Source organism: Microbacterium sp. SCPM-O-B-15248 (M128) (assembly GCF_058214835.1).
Genome location: NZ_JBYQLI010000001.1, coordinates 252,401 through 266,492 on the forward strand (window position 1 = coordinate 252,401; position 14,092 = coordinate 266,492).

Sequence of the window (14,092 nt, forward strand, 5' to 3'; positions counted from 1 at the left end):
CTCAGTATGATCGGCCCCGAGGCATGCACAAACGAAGGCGAGGCGCGGAGATGCTCATAGTGCGGCAGGAGTCTCTAGACGACGCCTTGAATGATGTGTTCGCCGGGCTGCGAACGGGCGGTGAGCCAATCCATCCTAGAAAGGGGCCTGCGCGCGAAATCATCGGGGCGAGCATAGAGATCTCTAATCCACGATCTCGAGTCAGTCGCAGCCAGACACGTGGCCGAATCTTCAGTGCCCTCGGCGAGCTGCTGTGGTATATCGGCGGCACTGACGATGTCGAAATGATCAGCTACTACATCCCCGCGTATGTCCATTCGGCCCATGAAGGCCGGGTCGAGGGGGGCTATGGTCCAAGGCTCTTTGGCGTCGGGGCGAGACTTGCGGATGTTGTTCAGATACTCAGAGACAACCGTGACTCGCGCCGTGCTGTAGTCCAGATCTTTGATCATGCTGACCTGGTGAATGTTGCCGACGTTCCGTGCACTACCTCAATGCAGTTTCTATCTCGGGGCGGCGAACTCAACCTCGTTGTCAGTATGCGTTCGAACGATGCTTACCTTGGCTTCCCCCATGACGTATTTGCGTTCACCATGCTTCAAGAGATCGTTGCGTGCCAGCTTGGTCTCTCGCTCGGACGTTATGTTCACTTCGTGGGAAGTATGCACATTTACGAAGACAATATGACCCAGATTGATCGTTATCTGGACGTCGAAGGTTGGCAGTACCCGGGAGCGATGCCAACAATGCCGCCAGATCGAGTGGATGATTTCTTGTCGAAGCTCTTGTCCGCTGAGGTCGCGATACGCACGTCAGGGTCTCAGGCGGCCGTGGATCAGGAACTAGCCTCCGACAGCTATTGGGGCGACATCGTCTTGTTGCTACGGGCTGTCGCGGCTAAGAGAGCGGAGGAAATCGAGGAGTTGGAGGGTCAGCTTACGAATTCCTTCTACTCACCGTACTTGCGCGATCGACGGCAGCAGTTGGAGGAATCCTGATGATCAGGAATAACTATCGCCGAGATGCTGAGCGCATCGGCGCGGCTCTGGACGCATTCGAGGCCGAGTACGGAGCGTTGCCGGGAATCCTCGATCCGAGCTGCCGTGAGGGGTTAATCGATCAAATTATCGACTCCGAACAGAGAGTTGCCTACTTTGCGCGGTTGCGTGGGCGCACGCTCGACGCCAACAGTGTAGATCCGGGGAGCACGTCTTTCGACCCGTTGCGTGCGTCCATAATTCACGCGGAGCGCGGGAACTATGACGAAGCTGTTTGGCTTGTCTTCCTCTTCGTTCACTTCGGTCGCCATCGCGTTGCTGGCTGGCGATATGTGCGCGACGTGTATGGAAGGTTAGGCGACGGACGACTTTGGGATTGGCCGTCGGTGTCCGCGGACCCGATTGGGTTCCGCTACTGGCTCGCCGATCATCAGCAGGAACTGTTGGCCGCCCCGGGGCCGCGGGGATTTAGCAACCATCGAAAGTACGAGAGTCTCAACGCTTGGGAGAAGACGGGAACCGGCGAAGCATTCGAGAGTTACGTGCGTTGGATCTTGTCTGGCGGCGGCGACCATGCCGCCTTCTTTGCGCAATTCGACGTTCTGGATCCCGCCGACAGATTCGATGCGCTATATCGATCGATGTCCGCTGTCGCGCGATTTGGGCGTATCGCCCGCTTCGACTACCTGACCACCCTGCTAAAGCTTGGGCTAGTGCAGCTAGATGTGCCGCACTCTTACCTTGTCGGTGCGACGGGTCCGCTCCGCGGCGCGCAACTTCTGCTCAGAGGTAGGGTTGGCGAAGGGCTCGCGCGCGATTTGCAGCGGGAGTTGCAAGTGCTGTCCCGGTCGATTGGGATTCGTGGTGATGTGATGGAAGACGCAGTCTGTAACTGGCAGAAGTCCCCCGATGCTTATCAGCGGTTCTCCGGCTAGGCGCGGCGTGACAGATCGGCGTCGTCCCAGCGGTATCGACGTTTAAGGCCATTGAGCTGATTTAGGCGTAGCACGCCTGAATGCTGCAGCTGACCAACAACGATGCCAGGAGCGATTGTATTCCTCGAGGCGAATCTTGTCACTTCGCGCATAGTCGGCCCGTTCGTCCTTTTGGGATTTAGCTCCGCTATCCCGAAGGGCAAGAGGTTGTCGGCCGCGAAGGTGTTTGCCTCTTGCTCCATATGGGAGAAATCTTGCCCCGCGTCGAACTCATCCACGAAGACATCACCCTCAGGGTGTATAAGTAAGTGCCCGATCTCATGGAAAAGCGTGAACCACAGGTGGTCATCGGTCATGTGTCTTGCGGTGAGTGCTATGCGTGGGGCTTTACCGGCGCTCCAGAATGACACGCCACTGATCCGCATACCCTCGAGCGGCCTCAAAACCACGAAACCTACCCCGGCAGCGGCGAGGTGCGCTTGAATTTTCGGGAGGAAGTCGCGCGGATCAGCAAGTCTCGACAGATCCCGGAGGTTGCGGAGCTGATCGGATAACGCGGCAGGATCCCACGAACGGAGCGTCTGAGCGTCCGCGATCCGGTCTACTTGCCGCATCCACGTGGCTAGTGTGACGGCATCGGAGTCGAAGGACGCGGAGGCGCGGTACTTCGCCTCTTGGAGAGTGCTCTCGATGCGGGACGCCCCCTCGGCTGGGGTCTTTGCGTCAAAAAAATCGAGCGCGCTACGTGCTTGCGATCTCCAACTCGTGGAGGATTCGATCCATCCAAGTCGAACCATCTGCTTCAGCGGGAGGCGCTGGGCGAATTCCTCATCCGACAGCGCGCGGACGCTTTCCGCGAACTGGCTCTCTCGATGCAGCCAGAAGTCGGAGGACCCTCCAAGAGTGCGTGCCAAAAGCTCGGCAAGGTGCGCGTCGATCGGGCGGTCGCCGTTGAGGATTCGCCGAGTCTCCGGGTCCCCCACGCCAAGACGATCCGACAAGTCGTCAACCGTCCAGTTGTGGCGGCGCAGTGCACGATGGATGCTGACAGCGGGCGCCGAAGCCCAACGCGGTTCGAAGGTGGTTGTGGACATCTACCGATCCTCCTTTGCCCGGATCTCGTCAATTCGTATCCTTCGAGCGACGCCCCACTCCGCGGGAGTCGTGGGTGCGGACCGACCAGGTCGGAGAAGGAGCGCGCCTAGCAGCTCCGCCTCTTGGTCTAGTGCAACCGTAACTGACCCGCGACCAACGTCCAGGACATCCGCGCCGAACGGAAGATCAGCGAACGTGGGCGCGGCCTGTAAGTCCGCAATCGTCGCTCGAAGTGACTCGCTTGTTGCACTTCCGAACGAGTCAACCTGACCGCGGAGGCAGATTGTTCGTATCGCGATCCCCCCAAAACTCAGTTGCATAACGCGCTCTGCGATCGCTGGGTCATTACTGGCCTCGGGTTAGGAACAGGTTGGCCACGTGCTGCAGCCTAGTGGGGTCTCAAACCCATCCTGCAGGATTGGCTTTGCTGCCTGCGCTGTGTCGGCTGCGGATTGTCGCGACCGCACGTCACCGCGACCACCCCTGACTCACAGCCACCCCCGCTCCACCGCCACCCGTACGGCATCCGCCCGATTCCGCCCGCCGGTCTTCCCGATGGCGCTGGACAGATGATTCTTCACCGTCCCCTCGGACAGGTGCACCATACGCGCGATATCCGCGATCGACCCGCCCGAACGGGCGGCGGCCAGCACATCCGTCTCCCGCTCCGTCAGCGGTGAGTCCCCCTGTGCCAGCGACTCCGCAGCCAAAACAGGGTCCACGACGCGGAACCCCGCCGACACCCGCCGCACCGCATCCGCCAACTCGGCCGCCGGGGTGTCCTTCACCACGAACCCTGACGCGCCGGCCTGCATGGCGCGCGCCAAATACCCCGGCCGGCCGAAGGTCGTGACGATGAGGGCGCGGCATCCGGGAACCTGGGTGCGCAGAAGAGACGCGGCGGCGATGCCGTCGATGCCGGGCATCTCGATGTCGAGCAGCGCGACGGTCGCCTCGGACGCGCGGGCGGCCTCGACCACCTCGTCGCCGCGGCCGACCTGGGCGACGACCTCGATGTCGGGCTCCAGACCGAGCAGAGCGGCGAGGGCGCCGCGCACGAGCGCCTGATCGTCGGCGATGAGAAGTCGGATCACCACGTCACACCGCCCCGAATCCGCCGAGGTCGCTGCGGCCCAAGGTCATCCCGATCACCAGGTCACCCTCACCCGGAATCCGCCGAGGTCGCTGCGACCCACGGACATGCGGCCGCCGGCCGTCTCGACGCGCTCGCGCAGCCCCGACAGCCCCGAGCCGGACGACGCACCGGACGGCCCGCGCCCGTCGTCGGCGACCTCGACCGAGCGCGAGTCCAGCGATACCCGGCACACGGATGCCTCGGCGTGCCGCACCACGTTCGTCACCGCTTCGCGCACCACCCACCCCGCGAGCTCACGCCGGTCGGATGGCACCTGATCCGTCGACCCGGGCAGCTCGGGCGTGACTCCGGCGCTCTCCAGCGCCGCGCGGGCCGCGGCGAGCTCGCCGCTGATGCTCACACCTCTATATCCGTGCACCGTCGCGCGGACGTCGGCGAGCGCACCGCGCGACAGCTGCTCGATCTGCGCCACCTCGTCGCGTGCGGCCGGGGAGCCGGCATCCATCAGTCTTCCGGCGAGCTCGGCCTTCACCGTGATCACGGTCAGCGAGTGGCCGAGGATGTCGTGCACGTCGCGCGCGACGCGGCTGCGCTCGCGTTCGGCGGCGAGCTCGGCGACCTGCTCCTGCGCCGCGCGCAGTCGCTCGAGGGTCGTGATGTTCTGCACGAAGCTCAGCATCATGATCGAGATGGACAGGATGATCGCCGAGTTCAGGACGTTCGTGAACGTGTCGGCGCCGCTCCACTCCCCCACCACGAACGACAGCGCGCTCAGCAGCGCGACGAGGATCCACGTGGGGCGCCGTGCGACGCTCGACACCGCGACCGCGACGCCGACGAACGTCCACATCCACCGCACGTCGCCGCCGATCCACGGCGCCAGGCTCAGGCTCAGCGCGAACATCACGGCGCCGGGGAGCAGGCGGCGCCACCCCGAGGTCGTGCGACGCGCGAACGGGACGCTCGCGAGGAACACGGCCGCGAACACCACCACGATCAGCGTTCCCACGGCGTGAGCGACGGGATCGGGCACTTCCCAGATCGACACCAGCGTCGGGAAAGTCCAGATGAGCGAGATGCCCCCGCCGATGAACCACCCCCGCGTGAACGGACGCCGGCCCGGGGCACCGATGCGCCCCGGGCCGGTCGTCTCGTCCATGTCGTTCACGATAGAGCGGCTCACGAACGCCGCGTGTCCCGCCGGAAGAAGTACACGGTGCCGGCGACGAACACCGCGAGCCACACCACCGCATTGATCAGGGCGCCGAGGTCGAAGGCATCCCCCGTCAGCGGCGCCCGCGCCAGCTCGGCGATGCCGTACACGGGCGTCAGCTTGCCGATCGTCTGCAGGAAGTCGGGCATCGTCGACAGCGGGTAGAAAAGGCCGCCGAGGAACGACAGAAGCACCACCGCGAGGCTCGTGATCTGCGCGACGTTCTCACCCGGAACCATGTACCCGACCATGAGTCCGAGCGTCGTGAACACCGCTCCGGCCAGCAGCCACGCGGCCAGACCCGTGACGATCCACTGCGCCGCCGACAGATCAACCCCGACCAGGGATGCCACGACATACGTCGCAACCACCGCGATGAGCCCGAACACCATGCCCGCCAGGAGCTTGATGATCACGTTGACCAGGGGATTCAGCGGAGTGAGCCGCAGCTGACGCGTCCAGCCCTGCGCGCGCTCGACGGCGACCGCGGCCCCTGCCTGGGTCGCCGACATCATTGCGCCGTACATCGCCATCGACACCATGATGTACGCGGCCACCGACACTCCCCCGTCGGCCACCGGCACCGCCGTGAGCGGCTCGTCGAGCATCTGGTAGCCGATGATGAAGAACATCAGCACCGGGAACGCCACGGTGAAGAACAGCGCCCGCGGGTTGCGGAGCTTGCGGACCAGCTCGATCCGCAGATACGTGAGTGTGAAGCCGCCGAGGACGGGGGCGGGACGGTCGAGGCTGATGGCGGTCATCGGGTTGCTCCGTTCGAGGCGTCGGCGGATGCCGGGGAGTCGATGGTGAGCGCGACGAACACGCTCTCGAGGTTTCGCGCGGTGATCTCGAGGTCCCGCGCGGCGGTCGTGGTCAGCAACTGGCGCGCGAGGGCGTCGGAGTCGCGGGTGTGCAGCGTCACGCGCTCGCCGGCGGCCTCGACCGAATCGACGCCCGGGAGGGACGCGAGCGCCGTGATATCGGCATCCGGAATCGTCGCCTGCACGATCCGACCGGAGACGAGGTTCTTGATCTCGGCGGTGGTGCCGTCGGCGACGATCTCGCCGCTGCGCATCAGCACGATGCGGTCGGCGTATTCGTCGGCCTCGTCGAGGTAGTGCGTCGCGAACATCACGGTGCGGCCGCGGGCGGCATCCGTCCGGATCGCGTTCCAGAACGAGCGGCGGGCCTCGACATCCATGCCGGTGGTCGGCTCGTCGAGGATCAGCAGCGCCGGGTCGCTCACGAGCGCCATCGCGAAGCGCAGCCGCTGCTGCTCGCCGCCCGAGCAGAGTCCGACGCGGCGATTCGCCAGATTCCGGATGCCAGCCCGCTCCAGCGCCTCGTCCACGGGACGCTTCTCGGCGAACAGGCTTGCCGTGAGCTCGACCGTCTCGCGGACTGTGAGGTCTTTCAGCAGGCCCCCCGTCTGCAGGACGGCGGAGACGAGGCCGCGCGACACCGCGCCGCGCGGGGTGTGCCCGAACACGCTGATGGAGCCCGAGTCGGGGTTCGTGAGGCCGAGGATCATGTCGATCGTCGTGGTCTTGCCGGCGCCGTTCGGGCCGAGGAACGCCACGATCTCGCCGGGCTGCACCCGCAGATCGACGCCGCGGACGGCGTGGACGGAGCCGAAGCTCTTGACGACGCCCCGCGCGTCGATCGCGGCGGGGGCGGTAGTGGAGGATGCCATGTCCTCATGCTGGCCCGGCGCCCGGCCCCGTGCCTGGGGCGGGGGTCACCTTGTGGGGGTGACGTTCGTCATGGGTGGTCGGTGGCTCACGCCATCTTGATGAGCGAGATGGCGTAGATCGTCGGGTCGCCGTCGAGGTCGAGGTCGATCGTCATCCCCGTCCCCTCGATCGAGATCTCGAACGCGATCGTCGAGTTGGTGCAGCTCGTGGTGGCGGACGGGGAGTCGCCGTCGAGCTCGCCGGCGGACATCGTGATCGTGCCGGTTCCTCGGCAGGCCAGCTGGGCCTGGTACGACCCTGCGGGAAGGTTTGCGAGCGAGTTGCGCTGATGCGGCGAGGTGTTCTGGCTGAGCCAGCCGAAGAGTCGACCCGTCCGCGCGGCGCCTTCGGAGAGCGGCACGGCCCCCTCGGCCCAATCGCTGATCTCGTCTGGCGGGAGGGGAAGCAGCGCCTCATCGTTCGGTGCGGTCGTCGTACTCGCCGAGGGCGAGGCGCTCACCGAGGAGAGGGAGCTGGGCGATGCGGGAGGACCGGCGTTCGGGGGCTCGGCCGTGCACCCGGCCAGGCTCACGGCCGCGAGGACGAGAACTCCGCCGATGGTCGTTGTCTTGCTCGGGGTCATGTTTCTCGCCCTCCTCCGTCCGTGCGCGGCGCGGTGCCGTCGCCTCCTCCTCTACGGTGCCCGTTCCGTGCGGCGGAGTCAGCCCCCCTCGCCCCACGGGCGGGCCCTTGACAGACCGAGGTGATGCGTGAGGCGGACTACGGTGCTTCGGTCGCGGGAGGCTGCGCGCACTGCGAAGTCGAGAGGAGGTCGACGACGACTCCCTCGTCGCGTGTGAGCACCGAGACGTCGAGAGTGCTGTTGGCGTAGCCGGTGGCGATGAAACTCGCGGCCGGATAGTTGAGTTCGAGCCCTCGGTCATCGGTGCGGAAGTCGGAACCGAGCGCGGCGGGGAGCCCATCCACAAAACTCTGACCGTCGAAGCCCTCGGGAGGGAACACCGTCCACTGGCCGGTATAGAAGACGCCGTCCCCTTCGCATCCGAAAGGCTTGTCCGAGGGATTCTTCTGGACGCGGACGTCAGGCGGGAGCTCGTCGACGACGCGCTGCATCGCAGCCTGTGCCTGGCTGCGGACCGCCTCGTAGGTCGGCAGCGGCGTCGGTGCGCAGCCGGTGAGGGCGAGCGCGGCTGCCGCGAGGAGTGTGAGCGCGGGGCGGGTGGCATCCATAGTCTCGGTCAGGCCGGCTTCGAGGCGCGGATCGTGTAGCTCAGCGGCATGACCGACGGCTGCTCGGCGAGGGCGTATTCGCCGTCGGGGCGGAGGGTCATGCGGCCCGGGAGCGCCTCCCACGGCACGCTGTCGTGCTCGATGAGCGCGTCGAGCCGCAGCCCGCGGTCCAGCAGCGCTGTGACGATCTCGCCGAGGCTGCGGTTCCACTCGTACGTCCGGGTCGACTGCAGCGGAGCGGACACCTCGACGTAGGTGCTGTCGTCATCCCACTCCAGCGGTGCGGGCTGCTCGAAGTACGGGAACGCGAGCGTCAGCCCCGGGAGCGTCTCGTTCATCGACCACAGCACCGGGTGCCCCTCGCGGATGTGCAGCGTGCCACCGGGAGCCAGCAGATCCGCGACCACACCGGCCCATTCCGTGATCGACGGCAGCCAGCACAGGGCCCCGATGCCCGTGTAGACGAGGTCGAACTCCCCCGCTGGCAGCACATCCGTCGCGCGAGAAACGTCCGATTGGATGAAATCGACGGCATCACCTGTCTCGGCGACGAGACGGCGCGCCTCGGCCACCGCGTTCTCCGAGAAGTCGAGCCCCGTCACCCGCGCACCCAGGCGCGCGAGCGACAGAGTGTCCGTGCCGATGTGGCACTGCAGATGTACCGCCCGCCTGCCGGCGATGTCGCCGAGCAAGGGCAGGTCGAAGCGCACGACGTCGCTCAACGCGGTGCGGTCCTCGACGTACCGCAGCACGCCGTATCCCGACCCGTCGCGAGCGGCATGCAGAGTGGCGCGCTCGTTCCAATTGGCGCGGTTCGCATCGATGTACTCGGCGGTCATGGCATCCCTTTCCGGTCGTACAGCCTTGCCACGATACAGATTCCGGATGCCACTCCCCCGGGCCTGCACCCGGCGGTAGGCCGTGACGGCCCATGACGCCGCCCCGTCCCGGTGTCGGGGGCCCGGGTTAGCGTGGAGAACATGTCGGGCAGCGTTTATGTCATCCACGAGAACCCCCAGTGGCTTCCGCCGTTCCAGGCGGCGTTCGAGGCCGAGGGGGTTCCGCTCGAGGAATGGCTGCTGACGGACGGGTCCATCGACCTCTCCGTCGAGCCGCCCGAGGGCGTGTTCTGGTCGCGGCTGAGCGCGTCGGCGCACACGCGTGATCACGCGGCGAGCAAGGAGTACGGCCGTGCGGTGCTGCGCTGGCTCGCCTCGTGGGGTCGCACGGTCGTGAACGGCGCCGACGTCCTCGAGCTCGAGGTCAGCAAGGTGGCGCAGCACGCCGCGCTCCGGCACGCGGGCGTCGAGGTTCCGCGCACGACGGCGGTGTTCGGTACCGCGCAGCTCGCGGCGAAGGCCGAGGAGTTCGAGGCGCCGTTCATCAGCAAGCACAATCAGGGCGGCAAGGGCCTGGGCGTGCGCCGGTGGGAGTCGCACGCCGAGTTCGCGGCGTGGGTCGACAGCGCCGACTTCGAGCCGTCGCCCGACGGCATCACGCTGCTGCAGGAGCTGCTCGTCGCCCGCGCGCCGTTCATCACGCGCGCTGAGTTCGTGGGGGGCGAGTTCGTCTACGCCGTGCGCGTCGACACGAGCGCGGGCAGCTTCGAGCTGTGCCCGGCCGAGGCGTGCGCGATCCCCGGTGCCGACGGCGTGGAGCCCGAGCCGCTGTTCCGCCTCCGCGACGACGTCGACCCGGCGCTCATCGACCGGTACCTCGCGTTCCTCGCGGCCGAGGGCATCGGCGTCGCCGGGATCGAGTTCATCGAGACCCGCGACGGCCGCGTTGTCACCTACGACGTGAACACCAACACGAACTACAACCCCGACGTCGAGGCATCCGCTCCCCGTTCCGGTCCGCGCCAGATCGCGCGCTGGCTCGGGGCGCTGCTCGAGCAGGACGCTCCGGCCCTCGCGCAGCGCTGAGGTCAGGGGCGCGCGGGTTGGGGGTCGCGGGTTCGATTCCGCCCGGACTCGAGGCCGCGCGGGACTCGGGGTCGCGCGGGCTCCACTCGGCGCGGGCTCGCGTGCGCGGACGCGTCGATCACGCGTTGCCGCGCGTCACACGTCGCGCAACGCCTCCAACCGCCGCACGCGCGGGATCACGTCGGCGGCGAACCGCTGCAGCTCGGACATGTGCGGCGAGAACTGCAGCAGCAGGGTCGAGACGCCAACGTTCGCGAACTCCACGATGCGTTCCGCGACCTGGTCGGGCGTGCCGACGAGGTTGGGGCGCAGGCCCCGGTTCGAGACCGAGTACTCCTTCAGGTCGACGGGGGTATCGAGCTTCGACTTGCTCACGAAGTCCTGGTACGAGCCGTAGGCCGCTCCCCCGCGCACGTCGGTGATGCGGTCGATCTCGGCCTGCGCCTCGTCTTCCGTGTCGCGCACGACCGCGTAGGCCGCCATGCCGAACGCCTCGAACGGCGTGGCGCCCGCCTCGGCGCGGCGACGCCGCATGTCGGCGACCTTCGTCGACAGCTCGTCGAGCGTGCCGCCGTGCGTCAGGTACGCGTCGGCGAACCGCGTGATCGCGTTACGTCCCGCCTCGCTCTCTCCCCCGGCGTACAGACGCGGGATCACCCGCGGCTTCGGCTCGAGGAACGTGCCCTCGGTGCGGTAGTACTCCCCCTCGTACGCGAACGGCGTCTGCGTCCACAGGCCGCGCAGCACCTCGACCCACTCGATCGTGCGGGCGTACCGGTCGTCGTGCGCGCTGAACAGGCCGTCGTACTGCTTCGCCTCCTCGGCCCACCACGCCGACACGACGTTGAGCGTGAAGCGCCCGCCGCTGATCTCGTCGATCGTCGCGGCCTGCTTCGCGGTGTGGAACGGGTTGTGGAATCCCGGGCGCACCGCCGCGAGCAGCTCCAGCTTCGACGTCACCGCCGCGAGTGCCGCGGTCACCGCCCACGCGTCGAGCGACGGCGCCTCGACGCCCTTGATGTCGTTGAGGTTCAGCTCAGGAATGAGCGTGAGGTCGAACCCGCCCTCCTCCGCCGCCCGCGCGATCTCCGCGATGTGAGCGAACGACACGGGCGTGTGCTCGTCGTCGACGTTACGGAGCCACCCGCCGAAGATCGGGGTCCAGTAGCCGAAACGCACGCGCTGGGGGGAGGTCATGGCATCCATCCTCACCCGGCATCCGGTGTGTGTCGTCACGGGGAGAAACGGGCCGTCACATGTCGTTGACCGCTCGCGCGGCCGATGCGACGGTAGCCCGCAACCGATCACCGAGGAGCCCCCATGACCGACATCGCGCCCACCCACGAGCCGCTGAAATTCGCCTATTGGGTCCCCAATGTCAGCGGCGGCCTGGTGATCAGCTCGATCGAGCAACGCACCGACTGGAGCCTCGACTACAACGTCGAGCTCGCCCGCACCGCGGAACGTGTCGGATTCGAATACGCCCTCAGCCAGGTGCGGTACGCCTCGAGTTACGGGGCGGCGCAGCAGCACGAGTCCACCTCGATCAGTCTCGCGTTGCTGCTGGCCACCGAGAAGCTCAAGGTGATCTCGGCCATCCACCCCGGGATCTGGCATCCGGCGGTCCTGGCGAAGTTCATCAACACCGCCGACCAGTTCTCGCACGGCCGTGCCGCTCGCGAGTGCTGAATCAGGGCGAGCTCGGCCTGCCCTGACCGTCGTCACGGTCCGGCGAAACGCAGCGCCGGGCCGTGACCCGGTGCGAGCTGGCCCTGCAGGGTGAGGGCGGCGGCGCCGATGGCGGCCGAGTCGGTGGGGTTGATCGACAGCTCGACGGCCGTGGGGTGTGCCTTGCGTGCGAAGGCGCGCCCCATCGCCGCTCGCACCTCGCGGACGAAGATCGACCCGGCCGTTGCGACACCGGGCCCCGACAGCACGACCTCGTCGAGATCGAAGAGGTTGGCGAGGGTCAGAACGGCACCCGCCACGGCACGTGCACTGTCGGTGACGAGCGCTGCCGCCAGCGGCTGACCCTCGACGGCCGCGCGCGAAAGGACCTCCCAGTTCTGGGCGACGGTCGCGTGTTCATCGAGCTCGAGTGCCCGCGCGAGGTTCTGCTCCGCCAGGGCCTTGGCCACCACGACCCGCGGGGCGGCGATGACCTCGAGGCATCCCACGTTTCCGCAGAAGCATGCGGGGCCGGCGAGATCGACCGTGATGTGTCCGAGCTCCGCTGCGTTCGAGCTCGAGCCGCGGAAGAGGGCACCGTCCGCGACGACGCCCGCCCCGATCCCGGATCCGATGTACACGCACGCGAACGAGCTGTACCGCGAGACTCCTCGACTCCAGAACTCACCCAGAGCGGCCGCACTCGCGTCGTTGTCGACCAGCACCGGCATGTGCAGCGCTGCCTCGAACGCCGAGCGCAGCGCCACCTCGCGCCAGTGGGGCAGGGTCGGCGCCTCGATGACGGTGTCGGGGTCGGGGCGCATGGGTCCGGGCAGGACGACGGCGACACCCTGCACGCTCGCCGTGGGGATGTCCGCCGCGGTCATGAAGGCCCGCATGGACTCTGCGAGGCGCTCGATGACACCCGCGGGCTCGTCGTCACCGACCCCCGGCAGGCGCTCTCGCGCGACCACGCCGCCATTGGTGTCGGTGGCCACCAACGTCACCGACTCGAACCCGAGTTGGATGCCGACTCCGTGGCGCGCCCGGCGGTTGATGTCAAGCAGGCGTCGCGGCTTGCCGCCGGTTGAGGGCACCGTTCCGGCTTCGACGATGACCTCGTCGTCGAGAAGCTTGCGCACGATGAGCGAGATCGCCGGCTGGGTCAGTCCGGTCGCGGTCGTCAGCTCCACGCGGCTGATGGGGCCGGCGGAGCGGATCAGGTCGACGACGAGCGCGCGGCTGCCGGGAGACTCCGGCGTCGCCTGCGGCCGTGCCATCGGTGTGCCTCCTGCGGCGCTCGGTAGATTACGCAGGGCCTGGATGAACCCCGAGAGGATCGTACCCGTGACGCACTTGCGACCACCCATCGGTCTCGCGCTGGTGCGCGACACCGAGATCCTCGGCGCGGAGCCCTACTTCCACGACCTCATCGCGGGCATCGAGGAAGTGACCCTCCCCCAGGGGCACCCGGTGCTGCTCCGGGTGCTCCCGTCGCGCGCAGACGAAGACCGGCTGTATCGATCGTGGACGGACACCCGGGCGGTGGCTGCCGTTCTGCTCGTCGACATCCAGGAGGATGATCCGCGTCCGGCCCTCTCGGTCGAGCTGGGGCTTCCGGCGGTGGTGGTCGGCCCGCCGGTCACCGAGAACCTCATGACGGTCTGGACGGACGACGATGCCGCGATGCGTCTCGCAGCCGAGTACCTCATCGGGCAGGGTCACCGGGAGATCCTGCACGTGGGCGGACCGACGCATACCCGGCACTCGTCGTCTCGCCGGGACACCTTCGCGCAGACGTGCGCCGAGGCCGAGGTCGTCGCGCGCCTGGCCACGGGGGACTACTCGCGGGCGTCGGGCGAGGCTGCGACGGTGGCTGCGCTGCGGGAGCATCCCGACATCACCGCGGCGGTGTACGACAGCGACCTGATGGCGCTCGGGGGCCTCGACGCGGCCGCGACCGTGGGCCGCGGTGTGCCGGAATCGCTCGCGGTGATCGCCTGGGACGACTCTACCCAGGCGCAGCTGTCGACCCCTCCCCTCAGCGCCATCGCGCGGGACACCCGCGCTGTCGGTCGACTCATAGGGCGAGCGGTGTTGGACGTCATCGCCGGCGAACCCGCCGCCGTACGGCACGCCGCTGATGCGGCGCTGCGCGTCCGACGCAGCTCCGACCGAGACCGACCCGTTACATAAATTATTTATCTAACCCCTTGACCTCCTCCTCCTTCTCAC

Annotated in this window: 14 protein-coding genes and 1 pseudogene; 5 read left to right on the forward strand and 10 right to left on the reverse strand. The window is 67.3% G+C overall.

The genetic code is table 11. The features are described 5' to 3' along the window. Window positions 1–50: 50 nt before the first annotated feature. Together AC3E6M_RS01195 and AC3E6M_RS01200 are read left to right on the forward strand one after the other, a co-directional pair. Window positions 51–998 (forward strand): thymidylate synthase, encoded by a 948-nt coding sequence (locus tag AC3E6M_RS01195; RefSeq protein ID WP_490528958.1) that lies wholly within the window; start codon window positions 51–53, stop codon window positions 996–998. Then, window positions 998–1,933, forward strand: coding sequence for an alpha-glutamyl/putrescinyl thymine pyrophosphorylase clade 3 protein (locus AC3E6M_RS01200; RefSeq protein ID WP_490528812.1), 936 nt, complete (start codon window positions 998–1,000; stop codon window positions 1,931–1,933). The genes AC3E6M_RS01195 and AC3E6M_RS01200 overlap by 1 nt, the downstream gene beginning before the upstream one ends. On the opposite strand, the gene AC3E6M_RS01205 is transcribed toward AC3E6M_RS01200, so the two are convergent. From AC3E6M_RS01205 to AC3E6M_RS01240, 8 genes are all read right to left on the reverse strand, one after another. Then, window positions 1,930–3,027 (reverse strand): ImmA/IrrE family metallo-endopeptidase, encoded by a 1,098-nt coding sequence (locus AC3E6M_RS01205; RefSeq protein WP_490528813.1) that lies wholly within the window; start codon window positions 3,025–3,027, stop codon window positions 1,930–1,932. The two genes, AC3E6M_RS01200 and AC3E6M_RS01205, sit on opposite strands and share 4 nt — an antisense overlap. A 489-nt stretch (window positions 3,028–3,516) precedes the next feature. Continuing rightward, complete coding sequence (locus tag AC3E6M_RS01210; RefSeq protein ID WP_490528814.1) at window positions 3,517–4,122, reverse strand: response regulator; 606 nt, start codon at window positions 4,120–4,122, stop codon at window positions 3,517–3,519. Between the two features lie 54 nt (window positions 4,123–4,176). Continuing rightward, a complete protein-coding gene (locus tag AC3E6M_RS01215; RefSeq protein ID WP_490528815.1) occupies window positions 4,177–5,283 on the reverse strand; it encodes a sensor histidine kinase in 1,107 nt (368 codons plus the stop codon). A gap of 20 nt (window positions 5,284–5,303) precedes the next feature. After that, window positions 5,304–6,101: an ABC transporter permease gene (locus AC3E6M_RS01220; RefSeq protein WP_490528816.1), complete on the reverse strand. Its 798-nt coding sequence runs from the start codon at window positions 6,099–6,101 to the stop codon at window positions 5,304–5,306. Next, a complete protein-coding gene (locus AC3E6M_RS01225; RefSeq protein ID WP_490528817.1) occupies window positions 6,098–7,033 on the reverse strand; it encodes an ABC transporter ATP-binding protein in 936 nt (311 codons plus the stop codon). Before AC3E6M_RS01225 ends, AC3E6M_RS01220 begins: the two co-directional genes overlap by 4 nt. Window positions 7,034–7,119: 86 nt before the next feature. Then, a complete protein-coding gene (locus AC3E6M_RS01230; RefSeq protein WP_490528818.1) occupies window positions 7,120–7,656 on the reverse strand; it encodes a hypothetical protein in 537 nt (178 codons plus the stop codon). A 137-nt stretch (window positions 7,657–7,793) separates the two neighbouring features. Continuing rightward, entirely contained in the window at window positions 7,794–8,264 is a 471-nt protein-coding gene (locus tag AC3E6M_RS01235; protein ID WP_490528819.1) for a hypothetical protein, read from the reverse strand. Window positions 8,265–8,272: 8 nt separating this feature from the next. Next, window positions 8,273–9,103 (reverse strand): class I SAM-dependent methyltransferase, encoded by an 831-nt coding sequence (locus AC3E6M_RS01240; RefSeq protein WP_490528820.1) that lies wholly within the window; start codon window positions 9,101–9,103, stop codon window positions 8,273–8,275. Window positions 9,104–9,244: 141 nt separating this feature from the next. Here AC3E6M_RS01240 and AC3E6M_RS01245 point away from each other — a divergent pair, with 141 nt between their 5' ends. Further along, a complete protein-coding gene (locus tag AC3E6M_RS01245) occupies window positions 9,245–10,189 on the forward strand; it encodes an ATP-grasp domain-containing protein (protein WP_490528821.1) in 945 nt (314 codons plus the stop codon). Between the two features lie 135 nt (window positions 10,190–10,324). Here the strand turns inward: AC3E6M_RS01245 and AC3E6M_RS01250 are convergent, their stop codons facing one another. Beyond that, a complete protein-coding gene (locus AC3E6M_RS01250) occupies window positions 10,325–11,386 on the reverse strand; it encodes an LLM class flavin-dependent oxidoreductase (RefSeq protein WP_490528822.1) in 1,062 nt (353 codons plus the stop codon). 123 nt (window positions 11,387–11,509) lie between these two features. Between AC3E6M_RS01250 and AC3E6M_RS01255 the strand changes: the two are divergent. Then, window positions 11,510–11,866, forward strand: a pseudogene (locus tag AC3E6M_RS01255) (LLM class flavin-dependent oxidoreductase); the annotation flags it as partial. 44 nt (window positions 11,867–11,910) lie between these two features. On the opposite strand, the gene AC3E6M_RS01260 reads toward AC3E6M_RS01255, so the two are convergent. Further along, window positions 11,911–13,137, reverse strand: coding sequence for an ROK family protein (locus tag AC3E6M_RS01260; RefSeq protein ID WP_490528823.1), 1,227 nt, complete (start codon window positions 13,135–13,137; stop codon window positions 11,911–11,913). Between the two features lie 67 nt (window positions 13,138–13,204). On the opposite strand from AC3E6M_RS01260, the gene AC3E6M_RS01265 reads away from it, so the two are divergent. Further along, complete coding sequence (locus AC3E6M_RS01265) at window positions 13,205–14,053, forward strand: LacI family DNA-binding transcriptional regulator (RefSeq protein ID WP_490528824.1); 849 nt, start codon at window positions 13,205–13,207, stop codon at window positions 14,051–14,053. Window positions 14,054–14,092 lie beyond the last annotated feature (39 nt).